The 16,938-nt window shown below is 43.7% G+C and carries 13 protein-coding genes; all 13 read left to right on the forward strand.

The genetic code is table 11. The features are described from left to right. The first annotated feature begins 149 nt into the window (after nucleotides 1-149). The 13 genes from AC4HAJ_RS05095 to AC4HAJ_RS05155 all read left to right on the forward strand — a co-directional run bounded on the left by AC4HAJ_RS05095 (nucleotide 150) and on the right by AC4HAJ_RS05155 (nucleotide 16,927). Nucleotides 150-2,126 carry a sucrose-specific PTS transporter subunit IIBC gene (locus AC4HAJ_RS05095; RefSeq protein ID WP_491079077.1) on the forward strand — a complete coding sequence of 659 codons (1,977 nt, stop codon included), beginning with the start codon at nucleotides 150-152 and terminating at the stop codon, nucleotides 2,124-2,126. A gap of 166 nt (nucleotides 2,127-2,292) precedes the next feature. Beyond that, entirely contained in the window at nucleotides 2,293-3,171 is an 879-nt protein-coding gene (scrK, locus tag AC4HAJ_RS05100; protein ID WP_491079078.1) for a fructokinase ScrK, read from the forward strand. 158 nt (nucleotides 3,172-3,329) lie between these two features. Beyond that, on the forward strand, nucleotides 3,330-4,280 hold the full coding sequence (gene manA / locus AC4HAJ_RS05105) for a mannose-6-phosphate isomerase, class I (RefSeq protein ID WP_491079079.1): 951 nt from the start codon (nucleotides 3,330-3,332) through the stop codon (nucleotides 4,278-4,280). Nucleotides 4,281-4,414: 134 nt separating this feature from the next. Continuing rightward, nucleotides 4,415-6,952 carry a preprotein translocase subunit SecA gene (gene secA / locus AC4HAJ_RS05110; protein ID WP_491079080.1) on the forward strand — a complete coding sequence of 846 codons (2,538 nt, stop codon included), beginning with the start codon at nucleotides 4,415-4,417 and terminating at the stop codon, nucleotides 6,950-6,952. Between the two features lie 131 nt (nucleotides 6,953-7,083). Beyond that, nucleotides 7,084-8,115 (forward strand): 3-deoxy-7-phosphoheptulonate synthase, encoded by a 1,032-nt coding sequence (locus AC4HAJ_RS05115; RefSeq protein ID WP_491079081.1) that lies wholly within the window; start codon nucleotides 7,084-7,086, stop codon nucleotides 8,113-8,115. 7 nt (nucleotides 8,116-8,122) lie between these two features. Further along, complete coding sequence (locus tag AC4HAJ_RS05120; RefSeq protein ID WP_491079082.1) at nucleotides 8,123-9,187, forward strand: 3-deoxy-7-phosphoheptulonate synthase; 1,065 nt, start codon at nucleotides 8,123-8,125, stop codon at nucleotides 9,185-9,187. Nucleotides 9,188-9,329: 142 nt separating this feature from the next. Continuing rightward, nucleotides 9,330-9,689 (forward strand): holo-ACP synthase, encoded by a 360-nt coding sequence (acpS, locus tag AC4HAJ_RS05125; protein ID WP_491079083.1) that lies wholly within the window; start codon nucleotides 9,330-9,332, stop codon nucleotides 9,687-9,689. 45 nt (nucleotides 9,690-9,734) lie between these two features. Next, on the forward strand, nucleotides 9,735-10,838 hold the full coding sequence (gene alr / locus AC4HAJ_RS05130) for an alanine racemase (protein ID WP_491079084.1): 1,104 nt from the start codon (nucleotides 9,735-9,737) through the stop codon (nucleotides 10,836-10,838). Nucleotides 10,839-10,915: 77 nt separating this feature from the next. After that, nucleotides 10,916-12,424, forward strand: coding sequence for an accessory Sec system glycosyltransferase GtfA (gtfA, locus tag AC4HAJ_RS05135; protein ID WP_491079085.1), 1,509 nt, complete (start codon nucleotides 10,916-10,918; stop codon nucleotides 12,422-12,424). Then, nucleotides 12,417-13,739 carry an accessory Sec system glycosylation chaperone GtfB gene (gene gtfB, locus AC4HAJ_RS05140; RefSeq protein ID WP_491079086.1) on the forward strand — a complete coding sequence of 441 codons (1,323 nt, stop codon included), beginning with the start codon at nucleotides 12,417-12,419 and terminating at the stop codon, nucleotides 13,737-13,739. Before gtfA ends, gtfB begins: the two co-directional genes overlap by 8 nt. Nucleotides 13,740-14,037: 298 nt before the next feature. Beyond that, nucleotides 14,038-14,658 (forward strand): sugar transferase, encoded by a 621-nt coding sequence (locus AC4HAJ_RS05145; RefSeq protein ID WP_491079087.1) that lies wholly within the window; start codon nucleotides 14,038-14,040, stop codon nucleotides 14,656-14,658. A 19-nt stretch (nucleotides 14,659-14,677) separates the two neighbouring features. Continuing rightward, entirely contained in the window at nucleotides 14,678-16,126 is a 1,449-nt protein-coding gene (locus AC4HAJ_RS05150) for a flippase (RefSeq protein ID WP_491079150.1), read from the forward strand. A 9-nt stretch (nucleotides 16,127-16,135) separates the two neighbouring features. Then, nucleotides 16,136-16,927, forward strand: coding sequence for a DUF4422 domain-containing protein (locus AC4HAJ_RS05155; RefSeq protein WP_491079088.1), 792 nt, complete (start codon nucleotides 16,136-16,138; stop codon nucleotides 16,925-16,927). Nucleotides 16,928-16,938 lie beyond the last annotated feature (11 nt).

Consider the following 16,938-nt stretch of genomic DNA (forward strand, 5'->3'; position numbering starts at 1 on the left):
AAAGGTTTTCATAGAAAAAATCAAGGTGGAGCAGTCATTTCAAAATAAAAATATGTAAAGCGGTTGACATATTCTGGGGGCTGTGATAAATTAGTGATATAAAAAAGCGTTTTCATAATTGAGATGCTAAAAATAAAGGAGTAGTGACTATGGATTATGCTAAAGTTGCTGCCGACGTTGTCAAAGCTGTCGGCAAAGATAATCTAGTAGCAGGTGCCCACTGTGCGACTCGTCTTCGTCTCGTTTTAAAAGATGATACTAAAGTCGATCAAGAAGCACTCGACAACAATCCCGATGTAAAAGGGACTTTTAAGATGGATGGCCAGTATCAAGTTATCATTGGTGCTGGTGATGTTAATCATGTGTATGCGGAGCTGATCAAGCAAACAGGTTTGAAAGAAGTTTCGACGGAAGAGGTTAAGCAGATAGCTGCTAAGGGACAGAAGACAAATCCTGTCATGGCCTTTATCAAAATGCTGTCTGAAATCTTTGTTCCAATCATTCCAGCCCTTGTTGCTGGTGGTTTGTTGATGGCTTTAAATAACATCTTCAAGTCCCCAGACTTGTTTGGTCCTAAGTCACTTGTTGAGCAATTTCCACAGATCTCTGGTATTACACAATTATTGACGGTATTATCAGATGCCCCCTTCATCTACATGCCTGTTCTTCTAGGTATCTCTACGGCCAAGCGTTTTGGTGGTAATCAATACTTAGGGGCTGCTCTAGGATTGATGATGAGCTCACAAGAGTTGAATGAGGTTGTTGCTAAAGCGGCTGGTTTCTCTCTTGACTGGAACTTCTTTGGTTGGAACCTAGAAGCTCATCAATACACTTCGCAAGTCATCCCAGCTATTATTGCTGTATGGCTCATGTGTGTTATTGAAAAATGGTTCCATAAGCACCTTCATTCTGCAGTTGACTTTACTTTTACACCGCTTTTGACCATGATTATCACAGGTTTCTTGACCTTTGCAGTTATTGGTCCAGTCTTTGGTGAAGTTTCTGGCTGGGTGGCTAATGGTTTGGTATGGCTGTATGATACGCTTGGATTTATCGGTATGGGGATCTTTGGTGCCTTCTACACTCCAATCGTTGTGACGGGTCTTCACCAATCTTTCCCCGCTTTCGAGACTATTCTTTTGAATTCTTGGAAAGACGGTCAGGGCTCGGGTGACTTTATCTTCGTTGTAGCTTCCATGGCTAATATGGCTCAAGCTGCTGCAGCCTTTGCGGTCTTTGCTTTGACAAAAAATTCTAAGACAAAGGGACTCTCAAGTTCGGCTGGTATTTCTGCCCTTCTTGGTATCACTGAGCCTGCCGTCTTCGGGGTAAACCTTAAATATCGTTTCCCATTCTTCTGTGCCCTTGTTGGTTCGGCTCTTGCTGCCGCTGTAGCTGGTCTCTTCCACGTCATTGCAGTATCTCTTGGGTCAGCAGGTGTGCTTGGTCTGATTTCTATCCAAGCCAAATCTATTCCTTCCTATCTAGTGGCTGAAGTTATTTCATTTGTTATCGCCTTTGCGATTACTTACTACTATGGTAAGACAAAAGCAGCTGACGTATTTGCAGCCGAGGCTGCGGCGCAAGCAGCTGAAGATGAGGCTGCAGCTTTAGCTGTAGCTCCTGTGGCAGAAACTCCTTCAGAACCAGAAGCATCTGCTGCAAAAGAAGTGACTGCTGAAACGATTGCAGCTCCTCTTGCAGGGGAAACAGTTGATCTGGCTAAAGTTAATGATCCTGTTTTCTCATCTGGCGCTATGGGTAATGGTGTCGCAGTTAAACCTAGTGGTAATGAAGTAGTTGCACCATTTGATGGTGTCGTTCAAATTGCTTTTCCGACAGGTCATGCTTTTGGTTTGAAATCAACTGATGGTGCCGAAATCTTGATCCATATCGGTATTGATACTGTTTCTATGGATGGTAAGGGCTTTGAACCAAAGGTTGAGGCTGAGCAAACTGTTAAAAAAGGTGATGTTCTTGGAACCTTTGATTCGGCAGCTATTGCAGAAGCTGGATTGGATGATACCACTATGGTGATTGTCACTAATACAGCAGATTATGCTGGAGTTGATGTGCTGGCTTCAGGTACTGTAGCAGCAGGAGATGACCTGCTCTCAGTGAAATAATAGCCTTATCTTGATCATATTTATTAAACAGATCGGATTTCCTTGGAGACGGTCTGTTTTTTGTTGTAAATGTCTAAGATCTAGTGATTTTCCATTGCGTTATAGGTGTTAATTCCTTATAATTAAAAAGAATGTCTAAGATAAAATAAAAACGAGGAGAAGCCTAATGAAACTTTACGGAAGTGTGGAAGCTGGTGGTACGAAGTTTGTCTGTGCGGTAGGAGATGAGAATTTTGAAATCGTTGAGAAAGTCCAGTTTCCTACGACAACCCCTTATGAAACGATTGATAAGACAGTTGAGTTTTTCAAACGTTTTGAAGATGACTTAGCAGGTATCGCTATTGGATCTTTTGGGCCGGTCGATATTGATGAAAATTCACCAACCTATGGCTACATTACCAAAACCCCAAAACCACATTGGTCAAATGTTGATTTGGTTGGTTTGATTTCTAAAGAATTCACTATTCCCTTTTACTTTACTACCGATGTGAACTCATCAGCCTATGGTGAGGTTATGGTGCGTCAGGGTGTTGAAAACCTTGCCTACTATACCATTGGTACTGGGATTGGTGCGGGGACTATTCAGCGTGGTGAGTTTGTTGGTGGTATGGGGCATACCGAGGCAGGTCATGTTTATGTGGCGATGCACCCTAGCGATGTTGCTAATGAATTTCATGGCACTTGTCCTTTTCATAATGGTTGCTTGGAAGGCTTAGCAGCGGGACCATCTTTGGAAGCTCGTACAGGGATTCGTGGAGAAAAGATTGATCTCCACTCGGAAGTATGGGATATTCAGGCTTATTATATTGCACAAGCTGCGGTGCAGGCTACTCTTCTTTACCGTCCAGATGTGATTGTCTTTGGCGGTGGCGTTATGGCCCAGGAACATATGCTCAAGCGGGTGCGTGATAAGTTTAGAGCTTTGTTGAATGACTATATTCCAGTACCAGATGTTGAGGAATACATTGTCACACCAGCGGTTGCGGGGAATGGCTCCGCTACCCTAGGAAACTTTGCATTAGCTAAAAAGGTAGCTGAAAAATAAGGGTTAAGGCTGTTAAACTAAGCCATGTGAATTACGTTTAAACGAGGCTTTAATCTTTTGTATCACGTGAAACATGTTTATTAACAGCCAGCATTTGATGCTGGCTGTTGTTTTATTTTAGTGTTACAATGGCAACACGAAGAGAGGAGAGATGATAGATGGCAAGACCTTTATTTTTAGCTTCTGTTATGCAGGAAAAAATCTGGGGTGGTACTGGTTTAAGAGATGAGTTTGGCTACAGTATTCCCAGTCAGACGACGGGAGAGTATTGGGCCATTTCTGGGCACCCCAATGGTGTCTCAAAAATTGCTAATGGTCCTTATAAAGGGGCAGGATTAGATCAGCTCTATAGGGAGGAGCCGGCTTTGTTTGGCTATCCAGAGTCAGCCGTCTTTCCCTTGCTGACTAAGATTTTAGATGCCAATGATTGGCTCAGTGTTCAAGTGCATCCTGATGATCGTTACGCTCTGGCTCATGAAGGGGAGCTTGGTAAGACTGAGTGTTGGTACATTTTAAAAGCTGATCCGGGTGCTGAGATTATCTATGGTCACAAGGCGAAAAGTCGTGAAGAACTGGCTGAGTTGATTGCTAAGGGAGACTGGGAAAACCTGCTGACTCGGGTGCCCGTTAAAGCAGGTGATTTTTTCTATGTGCCTAGCGGAACCATGCATGCTATTGGTAAGGGAATTATGGTTCTTGAAACTCAGCAGTCCAGCGATACGACCTATCGTGTTTATGATTTTGATCGGCCAGATGCCAATGGGCAGCTGCGTCCCTTGCATATTCAAGAATCCATTGATGTCTTGAAACTTGGAGAGCCTGATAATTCAGTGCCAGTAAGTCTTGAATTCGATCAGTTGGTCGTGACGCTTTTGGTGTCTACTGCTTTTTTTGCCGTTCATAAATGGGAGATTTCTGGTCACGTTGAGATGAAGAGAAGGGCTGCTTATTATCTGGTCAGCGTGATCGATGGATCAGGGCAGCTTCAGGTAGACCAAGAAATCTATACCTTAACCAAGGGGGATCACTTTATCCTTCCCAATGATGTCTCTAGCTGGCGATTGGATGGTCAGATGACACTGATTGCTAGCCATGTTACTAAGAACTAATCGACCCCTTGAAATTAGGGCTTTAGAAGCTCTCTTTTTGCGTTTACTTTTGGGCGGGAAAGTCGGTAGATTTCTTGTCTCAAGAGGTCGTTTATGATAGAATTAATTGTTAGTGACTATCGAAAGGAATGAAGATGGCAAATATCATACGCAAGATCATTGAAAATGATAGAGGCGAACTTAGAAAACTAGAAAAAATTGCAAAGAAGGTTGAATCGTATGCTGATGAGATGGAGGCATTATCGGATTCAGATCTTCAAAGCAAGACAGATGAATTCAAACAACGTTATGAAGATGGTGAAAGTTTAGATAAGATGCTCCCAGAGGCGTTTGCGGTTGTCCGTGAGGCGGCTAAGCGTGTTTTGGGATTGTATCCTTACCGTGTACAGATCATGGGGGGAATCGTTCTTCACAATGGTGATGTGCCAGAGATGCGTACCGGTGAAGGTAAGACCTTGACTGCGACCATGCCTGTGTATCTCAATGCGATTTCTGGTAAGGGTGTCCATGTTATTACGGTCAATGAATATCTGACGGCACGGGATGCGACTGAGATGGGTGAGCTATACAGCTGGCTTGGCTTGTCTGTAGGGATCAACCTTTCTTCGAAATCACCAGCTGAAAAGCGGGAAGCATACAATTCAGATATTACCTACTCAACCAATGCCGAGGTTGGTTTTGACTACCTGCGTGATAATATGGTTGTCCGCAAGGAAGATATGGTTCAGCGTCCGCTCAACTATGCCTTGGTCGATGAGGTTGACTCCGTTTTAATCGATGAGGCTCGTACGCCCTTGATCGTATCTGGTCCGGTCAGCTCAGAAACGAGTGCCCTCTATACCAGAGCTGATAAATTTGTGAAGACCTTGGACTCAGTGGATTATGCGATTGATGTCCCTTCTAAAACGATTGGCTTGATGGATTCAGGGATCGATAAAGCTGAGGAATTCTTCAATCTCAATAACTTATATGATATTGAAAATGTTGCTCTGACTCACTATATCGATAATGCTCTGCGTGCTAACTACATTATGTCTCTTAATATGGACTATGTGGTCAGCAATGGTGAGGTTCTGATTGTCGATCAGTTTACGGGTCGTACTATGGAAGGTCGTCGTTTCTCAGATGGTCTTCACCAGGCTATCGAGGCCAAGGAAGGGGTTCCGATTCAGGACGAATCCAAGACGTCAGCGTCGATCACCTACCAAAATATGTTCCGTATGTATCGTAAGCTCTCAGGTATGACTGGTACGGGTAAGACTGAGGAAGAGGAATTTCGTGAAATCTATAATATGCGGGTGATTCCGATTCCGACTAATCGTCCTATTCAGCGTATTGATCATCATGATGTTCTCTTTGCAACTGCAGATGCTAAGTTTAATGCTGTTATTAAGGATATCAAGGAGCGTCATGAAAAAGGACAGCCGATCCTTGTTGGTACCGTGGCCGTTGAGACTTCTGATTTGATTTCCAAGAAACTTCAAGCTGTGGGAATTCCTCATGAAGTCTTGAATGCTAAGAACCACGAAAAAGAAGCGCAGATCATCATGAATGCTGGTCAGCGTGGTGCTGTTACTATTGCGACCAATATGGCTGGTCGTGGTACTGACATCAAGCTTGGTAAGGGTGTGCTCGAGCTGGGTGGCCTCTGTGTTATCGGTACGGAGCGTCATGAAAGCCGCCGTATTGATAATCAGCTGCGTGGACGTGCTGGTCGTCAAGGGGATAAGGGTGAGTCTAAGTTTTATCTCTCTTTTGAAGATGATCTCTTGCGTCGCTATGCTTCTGAGCGTGCTAAGCTCCTTATTGAAAAAATGCTTCAAGGGGAAGATGAAGAAAAATCAATTACGTCTCCTCTATTGACTCGTCAGGTTGAGTCAGCACAAAAACGTATCGAAGGGAATAACTACGATATCCGTAAGCAAGTCCTTCAATATGATGATGTCATGCGTGAGCAGCGTGAAATCATCTATGCGGAGCGTTATGATGTGATCACTTCAGATCGTGATTTGGGTCCTGAGATCAAGGCTATGATTAAGCGGACCATCAATCGTGCTATCGATGGTCACAGTCGCAGCGATGAGGATGAAGCGCTTGAGGCAATCCTTAACTTTGCTCATTCTAATCTTCTACCTGAAGATGGGATTACGATGGATGAGCTCGACGCTATGACTTATGAAGAAATGAAAGATGAACTCTATGAACGTGCACTTGAGGTCTATGACTCACAAGTGGCTAAACTACCAGATGAGGAATCTGTTCGTGAGTTCCAAAAGGTCTTGATTCTTCGTGTTGTCGACAGCAAGTGGACTGATCATATCGATGCGCTCGATCAGCTTCGTAACTCAGTTGGTCTTCGTGGTTATGCACAAAATAATCCTATCGTTGAGTACCAGTCTGAGGGCTTTCGCATGTTTAATGACATGATTGGAGCTATCGAGTTTGATGTGACACGCTTGATGATGAAGGCGCAGATCCATCAGCAAGAGCGTGATAAGACAACGAGTCAAGCACGTACGACTGCTGCTGCTAATATTGCGGCTCAGCGTCCAAGTCAGCATTCTGAGGATGATAGTCATCTTGACTTTACCAATGTTCACCGCAATGATCCTTGTCCATGTGGTTCTGGTAAGAAATTTAAGAACTGTCATGGTCGTCCTGGAGCGGCTTAAATAAGCTGAAAGATTCTGAACACAGATTGAAATAAAGCTAGAAAGTGATATAATTTATTCTATATCACTTTTTTATATCTTCGGACATGGTAGAGGTGACATTTTAGAGGATTGGTAATGGAGGATGGTTGATGGCATTTGTACCTGTTAGTGACAAGATTGATATTGAGGACGTTCGGCAGCATTCTAAGTTGACTGGCTCTGCCCTTAAGGTTAAGCAGGCTAGGGATAAGGAATTAGAGGCTATTATCAAGGGGGAGGATGAGCGCTTGCTCTTAGTCATTGGCCCTTGTTCTTCGGATAATGAAGAGGCCGTATTGGACTATGCCCATCGTCTGGCCAAGCTACAAGAGGAAGTCAAGGAGCGTGTCTTTATGGTCATGCGGGTCTACACGGCTAAGCCTCGTACTAATGGTGATGGCTATAAGGGCTTGGTCCACCAGCCGGATGCCAAGGGTGAGCCAAACTTAATCAATGGTATCAAGGCTGTACGTAATCTGCATTATCGTGTGATCACGGAGACAGGTATGACAACAGCAGATGAGATGCTCTATCCTGAGAACTTGTCTCTAGTCGATGATTTGGTTTCTTATATTGCTATTGGTGCTCGCTCTGTTGAGGATCAGCAGCACCGATTTGTTGCTTCTGGGATCGATGTGCCAACAGGTATGAAAAATCCGACCTCTGGCAATCTAGCGGTTATGTTTAATGCCATGTATGCTGCTCAAGCTCAGCAAAACTTCCTCTATAATGGTCAGGAAGTAACCACTTCTGGAAATCCATTGGCTCATGCTATTTTGCGGGGATCTTCAGATGAAACTGGAAAGAATCATCCTAATTATTTTTACGACGACCTCTTGGATACTATCGCCATCTATGAAAAAATGGCCTTGGAAAATCCCTTTATTCTGATTGATACTAATCACGATAATTCTGGGAAAAACTTTATGGAGCAGATCCGCATTGTTCGCCAAACCTTGATCAATCGTGATTGGAATGAGACGATCAGTCAATACGTCCGTGGCTTTATGATTGAGTCTTATCTAGAAGATGGCCGTCAGGATTCGCCTGAGGTCTACGGAAAATCTATTACGGATCCTTGTCTTGGTTGGAATAAGACTGAAGATTTGGTTCGAGAAATTTATCAAACATTGGGGAAATAAAATTATTATGGGAATTCATCAAAAAAGTAAGACAATCGATATCGCTGAGGTAAAGCAGCTCTCTAAGCTGGAAGGTCAAGCCTTGGCTAAGAAAAATGCTCGCGACAAGGAGCTGGCTGCTATTATCAGAGGGGAAGATGATCGAACTCTTTTAGTGATCGGACCATGTTCGTCTGATAATGAGGAAGCGGTGCTAGAGTATGCACGTCGTTTATCTGCTCTGCAAGAAGAGGTCAGGGATCGTATCTTTATTGTCATGCGTGTTTACACAGCTAAACCACGGACAAATGGTGATGGCTACAAGGGCTTGGTTCACCAGCCGGATGCTAAGGGTGAGCCGGACTTGATCAACGGTATTGCCGCTGTTCGTAATCTGCACTATCGTGTGATCACTGAGACTGGCTTAACGACAGCCGATGAGATGCTGTATCCGTCCAATCTGCCGCTCGTTGATGATTTGGTGTCCTATCATGCTATCGGTGCTCGCTCTGTTGAGGATCAGGAACATCGTTTTGTCGCTTCAGGTATCGATGTGCCAACAGGTATGAAAAATCCAACATCTGGCAATCTCAATATTATGTTTAATGCCATCTACGCTGCACAAAATAAGCAAAACTTCATCTATCAAAATGCTGAGGTGGATACAGATGGTAATCCACTGGCCCATGCTATTTTGCGTGGTGCGACTAATGTCCACGGAGAAAATGAGCCAAATTATTACTATGATGATCTGGTTAAGACGATTGCCCAGTATGAAAAGATGGGGCTTGAAAATCCATTTATCTTGATTGATACGAATCATGATAACTCTGGGAAAAACTTTATGGAGCAAATCCGTATTGTCCGCCAGACCTTGATCAATCGGGACTGGAATGATAAGATTGACCGCTATGCGCGTGGATTCATGATTGAATCTTATCTGGAAGATGGTCGCCAGGATACACCAGAGGTGTTTGGGAAATCGATTACTGACCCCTGTCTCGGATGGGATAAAACAGAAAATCTCATTCGTGAAATTCATCAAAGCCTAGAAATGATTGCCACAAAACATGAAAAATCAGGTAGTCTTTAATAGTGCCAGATTAAAAGAAGGGTTGGAATCACCATTCCAGCCCTTTATTTTTGGGGATTAGGTTTGGTTGCTCACTTTTGCAATAGGCTGCTTGGTCTAGCTATTATTATGGATGAGTTGTATAGAGAGGTTGGTCGAAATTATGATTATTGGGCATGGGATTGATCTTCAGGAAATTTCCAAGATTAAAGCAGCTTATGACAAAAATCCGTCATTTGCCAGTAAGGTCTTGACTGATCTCGAGTTGGAGCGCTTTGAGACTTTGAGTGGTCACAGGCGCATGGAATATTTAGCGGGGCGCTGGTCTGCTAAAGAGGCCTTTGCCAAGGCTTGGGGGACTGGTATTGGTAAGCTGCGTTTTCATGATATTGAGATTAGTTCCAATGATAAGGGAGCGCCGATTATTAAGAGCCCTGTTTTTGATGGTCTTGCCCATGTCTCTATATCGCACAGCGGCAACTTTGTTCAGGCGAGTGTCATCTTAGAGGTCTTGGTGGACTAAGAACTTTTGGTGATAAGAAGGGGAAGAAGATAGAAAGGTGACTATATGATATCGAGTTTGCATCGGCCAACGGTTGCTAAGGTTGATTTATCAGCGATCTCGTCCAATATTGAAAGTGTACAGGCTCATCTGGAGCATGAGGTTAAGACCTATGCTGTGGTTAAGGCCAATGCTTATGGTCACGGTGCTGTTGCTGTGGCTAACCACATCCAGCACTTGGTCGATGGCTTTTGTGTGTCTAATATAGATGAGGGGATTGAGCTACGTCAGGCTGGTATTCGCAAATCTATCTTGATTTTAGGAGTTGTTTTGCCAGATGATGTTTCTCTGGCTCGAGATTATCGCTTGACGCTGACTGTTGCTAGTCTCGATTGGCTGGAACTGGCACATGAGCGAGGTGTCGGTTTATCAGATATTTCGCTTCATATCAAGGTGGATTCTGGTATGGGGCGTATTGGCTTTACGAGGGCAGCTGATGTTAATCAGGCTATTGCTGAGCTTAAACGTGCTGGGGCCTATGTAGAAGGTGTTTTTACCCACTTTGCAACAGCTGATGAGGCAGGGAATGAATATTTTGAGCATCAGCTGGCTGTTTTCAAGACTATCCTAGCTGAGCTGGATGATTGTCCAGCGCTTGTGCACGCTAGCAATTCAGCGACCAGTCTTTGGCATGCGGAAGGGATTTTTACGGCAGTGCGTTTGGGGGTTGTCATTTATGGCTTGAACCCTAGCGGCCAAGTCTTGGAGTTGCCTTACGCTGTCAAACCGGCTTTGAGCTTAGAGTCAGCTTTAGTTCATGTTAAAAAAGTTGAGGCTGGTACGCCTATCGGCTATGGGGCTACCTATCAAGCTCAGGAGACCCAGTGGATTGGGACTCTACCGCTTGGTTATGCGGATGGCTGGACCAGGGACATGCAGGGCTTTGAAGTCTTGATCGATGGTCAGCCTTGTCCGATTGTTGGTCGTGTCTCTATGGATCAGATCACTGTCCGCCTTCCTCGAGCCTATGCACTAGGTTCTAAGGTGACCTTGATCGGTCGAGATCAGGATTGTGAAATTACAGCTACAGAGGTAGCCGAGTATCGTGGTACGATTAATTATGAGGTGCTATGCTTACTGAGTGATCGGATCCCACGAGAGTATAATTAAAGGATTAGGGCCTTTTCGCAGCAGCTTATAGTAAGACATGTGGCAATAAGCCACTTTTAATCAATAGGAAATAAGATATGACCGTTTATAATATTAATTTGGGGATAGGCTGGGCAAGCAGTGGTGTGGAATACGCTCAAGCTTATCGCTCAGCCATGTTTAAGAATCGTAATATTCCAGCTAAGTTTATCTTCACGGATATGTTTGCCTATGATAATCTTTCTGATCTGACCCGCAATTTGGGATTTGCTGATGAGGATATTATCTGGCTTTATACTTTTTTCAGTGATATTGAGGTAGGGCCATCGACTCTGGCCTTGGATGATTTTGAAAATCAGATTCCTTATGTGATTACTAGGCGTGAAGATTTTGGCAATGGGATTCGTCTCTACTGTCAGGAACAAGAGATCTTATATAATGTCTATTTTGCTCATGGCAGTCAGAATTTGGTTCATCGTGTAGAGCTGGTCTCTGGAGGACACTTGATCCGCAAGGATTACTATATGGACTGCAAGGTTTTTTCTGAGTACTATGCTCCAGTAGATAAGACGGCTAGACTTTATCAGCGCCGTTTCTTCAATCGAGATGGGTCGGTCGCTTATGAGGAGATGATTGATCAAGGTGAGAGTCTCTTTATCTTTGAAGATAGGTTTTGCTACTCTAAGCAGGAACTACTGGCTTATATGATGGAGCGTTTGCCATTGACTGATAAAGATCTGGTTATTTTGGATCGCTCGACTGGGACAGCTCAGGCTGTTTTTAGTCATGTTCAGCCAGCTAAGCTGGCTGTGGTTGTTCATGCTGAGCACTATAGTAAGAACCAAGTGACTCCTAAGACTATCTTGTGGAACAATTACTATGAGTATGAGTTTACGCATGCAGATAAGGTCGATTACTTTATCACAGCAACCGATCAGCAAAGGGAAAGTTTGGAGGCACATTTTGCCAAGTATACTTCTATGCGTCCGAGAATTCTGACGATCCCAGTTGGCAGTATCGATCAGCTGCAAGTCCCTGGTCAGGAGCGCAAGTCCTTTAGCCTGATGACAGCTTCACGCTTGGCGACGGAAAAGCATATCGACTGGCTGGTTAAGGCTGTGGTGGTCCTGCGTCAAGCCCTGCCGGAAGTCACCTTTGATATCTATGGTAAGGGCAGTGAGGAGGATAAGCTCCGTCAAATCATTGCAGATAATCAAGCAGATTCCTATATTCATCTGATGGGACACAGAGATCTCAGTCAGGTTTATAAAGATTATGAAGCCTATGTTACGGCATCTAAGAGTGAGGGCTTTGGACTCAGTTTGCTGGAGGCTGTTGGTTCTGGTTTAGCAGTGATTGGATTTGATGCCCCCTATGGGAATCAAACCTTTATCCATGAAGGAGAAAATGGCTATTTGATCCCATTACCGGAGACTGATGATGAGGCTAAGATCGTTCAGGCTTTTGTTGATAAGTTGACCTTGTATTTTACCCAAGGGGATAAGAAGGCCTTTCATGATCATTCCTACGGCCTTGCTGAAGATTATCTAACTACTAAGGTTGATGCACAATGGCAAGCCTTGGTGAAGGAGGTAGAGAGTGATTAATTTATTTGATAGATACGACCAAATTAGTTGGGATTTACATTATTCTCTCTTGATGGCCGGCTATACTCATCCTACGATTGTACTGGAGGATGATGGCTTCTTGCCGGAGGATGTCTTCTCTCCCTATCAGTTTTTTGGTGGTTTTGGTAAGGAGCAGGGGCAACCCCTCTATTTTAATCAGTTGAGCCTTCCAGATTTTTGGGAGATCCGTGGGACCAATCATCATGCTGAAATCTACAATATGCATCGGCAGATGGGCTATATCCACTATGCCAAACCCAGTCATCAGCGCTTGATTCAGGCTGTTGATTGGTATGATGAGTCTGGTAAGCTGCGCGTGACTGATCGCTATAATCGCTGGGGAAAGCGCTATGCTCAAACTAGCTATGATGCAGATGGTAAGCCTAGGTTGACTAGCTACTTCAATGCTGCAGGAGCAGAGTATCTGAGCGAGCATCATGAGACAGGGGATCTGCTTTTAGACTGGAACGGTAAGACTCGTGTCTTCCATCAAAAGACCGACTGGATTATCTTCTATCTTAAGACTAGTGGCTTTGATCTAGACCGGATTTTCTTTAACAGCCTGGGGCTTCCCTTTCTTGTGGCTCATAGGATTGGTGTTGAAGGGCGGGATATTCTGTTTTGGCATGAACCTATTAAAGAAGAGCTGCCGGGGAATATGCGCTTGCTCTTGGATCGGATTGATAAGCGTCCAACTAAGATTATCGTCCAAGATCATAAGGCCTACCAAGCTATCTTGGAGCTAACGGATGCAGATGATCATAAAAAGATTGATTTCCTAGGGTTTAATTATTATTTCCGTAAGGAAAATCTTTCTCGGAAGTCAGCGCTTACTCTGACAAATTCTGATCAGATCCCTGGATTAGAGGAGTTGGTGCAGTCCTGTCCGGATTGGTCTTTCCATATTGGAGCCATTACGGAGATGTCCTCTCGACTACTAGATCTCAGTAAATATGCCAATGTCAAACTCTATCCTAATATCTCTGATCATCAGGTTCGTCAGCTCTATTTGGATTGTGATTTGTATTTGGACATTAATGAGGGCAATGAGATTCTCAATGCTGTGCGGACAGCCTTTGACTTTAATCATGTGATCCTTGGCTACAGTGATCTTTTGCATCAGCCTAATTATGTGCCGGAAGCCCACCGCTTTGATCCAAGTGAGGTCAAGGCGCTCAGCTATCAGTTGGCGACCTTTGCTCGGGTGCAGGATCAGTATAGGCAGGCACTAGAAGCTCAGCATCACTGGGCTGCCTTTGCCACTGAGCTGGATTATCAAGATAAGATTGGTTGATGATCTGGAGTTAAAAAAGTGGGTTAGCAGGAGTATAAGTTATCAATCGCAGAGTCTGAATTGTTCCAATCGAGTTCAGGCTCTTTATTTTGTCTAGAAAAAATGGTATGGGACTCATTTTTTAAGTGAGGTTTGATGATAATATGTTATGTTTAAGGTATACTATTACACGTGCTATTATTGTGACAAAGCTATTATCAGAAATAGGTATCATCCCTATTTCTTTTATATAGAATGGGGCTCATTAGCTCAGATCTTTTTACGTCATAGTGGTAGGAAACTAAGTTAAGGACGCATCATGTATCAAACTGTTTTTAAACGTCTAGCGGATATAGCAGTCGGGCTGATTGGCATAGTTGTTTTTGTCATCCCTTTGACGATTTTTGTGGCGATCTGTTACGCTTTTGGACGTGACAAGGGGCCAGTCTTTTTTAGGCAAGAGCGTATAGGCCATAAGGGTAAGACTTTTAAGATTATTAAGTTTCGCTCTATGGTAACAAATGCTGAAGCCATGCTAAAAGAGGATCCAGCCCTCTATCAGACTTATGTAGCCAATGGCTATAAATTTCCAGAAGGTCAGGATCCACGCTTGACCAAGATTGGAGATTTTATCCGTAAGACCAGTCTGGATGAATTTCCGCAATTTATTAATATCCTTAAGGGTGAGATGAGCTTTGTTGGTCCTCGTCCGATCTTAGCAGTAGAGCTAGAAGAGTATACAGATCAGGAGCAAGTGGAGCTTTTATCTGTTAAGCCTGGTGCGACAGGATGGTGGCAAGTTTCCGGACGCAGCGATGTTCGCTATCCAGAGCGCTGTGAGTTAGAATTATACTATCCGCGCAATTTTTCAATTGGATTAGATATTAAGATTTTATTTCTGACGATCAAATACGTCCTGACCAGGACAGGTGCTCATTAAACCATTAGAAAATTGAGGGATTACTGTGAAAAAAACTTCCGTTAAAATAAATATTGTCATGAATTTTATTTTGACGATGTCGAATTTAATTTTCCCATTGGTGACCTTTCCTTATGTATCTCGTATTCTTTTGCCAGTGGGGACTGGTAAGGTTGCTTTTGCGACATCTATGGTGTCCTACTTTGCTATGATCGGGATGCTTGGGATTCCGACTTACGGGATCCGGGCTACCGCTAAGGTTAGAGAGGATAAGGAAGAACTATCAAAGACGGTTCAGGAGATCATGGTCATCAATACAGTTGCTATGGGTCTCTCTTTGCTTTTCTATCTGCTAGCGATTGCTCTAGTGCCACGTATGGCAGCGGATCGGACCCTCTTTATGATTAATACAGCTATCCTGGTCTTTAATCTGATGGGCTGTGAGTGGCTCTATAAGGGGTTGGAGCAGTATACTTATATCACCGTGCGCTCTATTATTTTTAAATTGCTAGCCTTGCTCCTTATGTTTTTGCTGGTTCACCAGCAGGGTGACTATGTTATTTACGGTGCGATTACGATTTTAGCTAGTGTTGGCTCTAATTTTTTAAATCTCCTTAACCTTAGACGCTATGTCAGCTTGAAATGGTATTCTGGTAAGGATTATAAACGGCATCTTAAGCCTATTATGAGCTTTTTTATGATGACGATTGCAACGACGGTTTATACCAACCTCGATAGTGTTATGCTTGGCTTTATGAAGGGGGATGAGGCCGTTGGTTATTATAATGCTGCTGTTAAAATCAAGGGGATTTTGGTCAGCTTGGTCACTTCTATGGGGAGTGTCCTTCTGCCTCGTTTATCCTTTTATATCAAGGAAGGGCGCTCAGGTGAATTTCGCAGTCTGACGGTGCGTTCCTTACAGTTTGTCCTCTTTATTGGCATTCCTTTGAGTACTTATTTTATTTTATTTGCAAGAGAAGGGATCTATTTTTTGTCGGGGAGCGCTTATGCGGGCTCTGTCATTCCGATGCAGATCATCATGCCTACTCTCTTTTTGATCGGCGTATCCAACCTCCTAGGTATTCAGATCTTGGTACCGATGGATCGAGAGCACAAGGTCTTAGAGTCTGTGGTTTTGGGGGCTGTGATCGACATTGCATTTAACCTGCTTTTCATCCCCAGCTATGGTGCAGCTGGTGCAGCTTTAGGCACCTTGGTGGCTGAAGCAGGGGTGACCTTGTATCAGATTTATGTCCTGCGAGACTTTCTCTGGGAGATTCGATCCGAGATCAAGGTTTATAAGGTGGTCCTAGCAGTGGTCTTTGCTAGCTTTGTGACCTATTTTATGAGTCAGTACTTTTTAGGGCAAGCATCGACTTTTCTGACTTTGCTGATCAGTGCCATGCTGTTTGGATCTAGTTACCTTTTGATGACAAGCCTGGTCAAGGAAGAATTTACTAGCTATCTTTATCGTTATTACAAGAAGTAAGGAGACTGCGTGAAAAACGTTACATTATTGGTTGCAGCCCACAAACCCTTTGCTGTGCCTAAGGATAAGCATCTCTACATGCCTATTCAGGTTGGCGCTCAAGGGAAGGACCCTATCGGCTTTAGACCGGATAATACTGGGGATCATATCTCAGAGAAAAATCCCTACTACAGTGAACTGACCGGTCTTTACTGGGCTTGGAAAAACTTAGACTGTGATTATCTGGGGCTTGTTCATTATCGGCGTTATTTTGCTAAAAAGCGCGTGAGCTATAAGGAAGGTCTGGCTATGGATGAGCTGATCCTTGACCAAGAGGATCTTGATAAGCTCTTAGGTCAAGCTGAGGTTATCGTGCCGAGTCGTCGTAGGTATTACATCGAAACTTTGTACTCCCACTATGCTCATACCTTTGATGGGAGGCATCTGGATGAGACTCGCAAGATTATTGAGCGCATCTGTCCTGACTATCTCTCAGCCTATGATAAGGTCATGAAGCAGCGTTCAGGCTATATGTTTAACATGTTTATCATGTCTAAGGAAAATGCCGATGCTTACTGCACTTGGCTCTTTCCTATTATTGATGCTCTTTTTGAGACGATTGAGACGGATAAGCTGACGCCTTTTGAGGCTAGATTATTTGGCCGGGTCAGTGAAATCCTCTTTAATGTCTGGTTAGAACAGCAAGGTCTGAGCGTCAAGGAAGTCCCCTTTATCTATATGGAGAAGGTCAATCTCTGGAAGAAAGGCATGGGCTTTCTTATGGCTAAGTTCTTTGATAAAAAATATGAAGCAAGTTTTTAAAAAGTAAAGGA

The sequence above is a fragment of the Streptococcus sp. ALY_211 genome, from assembly GCF_058314555.1.

Bases quoted from the DNA above. Each gene is read 5' to 3' on its own strand.
- acpS (WP_491079083.1), top strand. From the start codon at position 9,330: ATGATTATTGGGCATGGGATTGATCTTCAGGAAATTTCCAAGATTAAA.
- gtfA (WP_491079085.1), top strand. From the start codon at position 10,916: ATGACCGTTTATAATATTAATTTGGGGATAGGCTGGGCAAGCAGTGGT.
- AC4HAJ_RS05145 (WP_491079087.1), top strand. From the start codon at position 14,038: ATGTATCAAACTGTTTTTAAACGTCTAGCGGATATAGCAGTCGGGCTG.
- AC4HAJ_RS05120 (WP_491079082.1), top strand. From the start codon at position 8,123: ATGGGAATTCATCAAAAAAGTAAGACAATCGATATCGCTGAGGTAAAG.
- AC4HAJ_RS05115 (WP_491079081.1), top strand. From the start codon at position 7,084: ATGGCATTTGTACCTGTTAGTGACAAGATTGATATTGAGGACGTTCGG.
- AC4HAJ_RS05095 (WP_491079077.1), top strand. From the start codon at position 150: ATGGATTATGCTAAAGTTGCTGCCGACGTTGTCAAAGCTGTCGGCAAA.
- manA (WP_491079079.1), top strand. From the start codon at position 3,330: ATGGCAAGACCTTTATTTTTAGCTTCTGTTATGCAGGAAAAAATCTGG.
- secA (WP_491079080.1), top strand. From the start codon at position 4,415: ATGGCAAATATCATACGCAAGATCATTGAAAATGATAGAGGCGAACTT.
- alr (WP_491079084.1), top strand. From the start codon at position 9,735: ATGATATCGAGTTTGCATCGGCCAACGGTTGCTAAGGTTGATTTATCA.
- scrK (WP_491079078.1), top strand. From the start codon at position 2,293: ATGAAACTTTACGGAAGTGTGGAAGCTGGTGGTACGAAGTTTGTCTGT.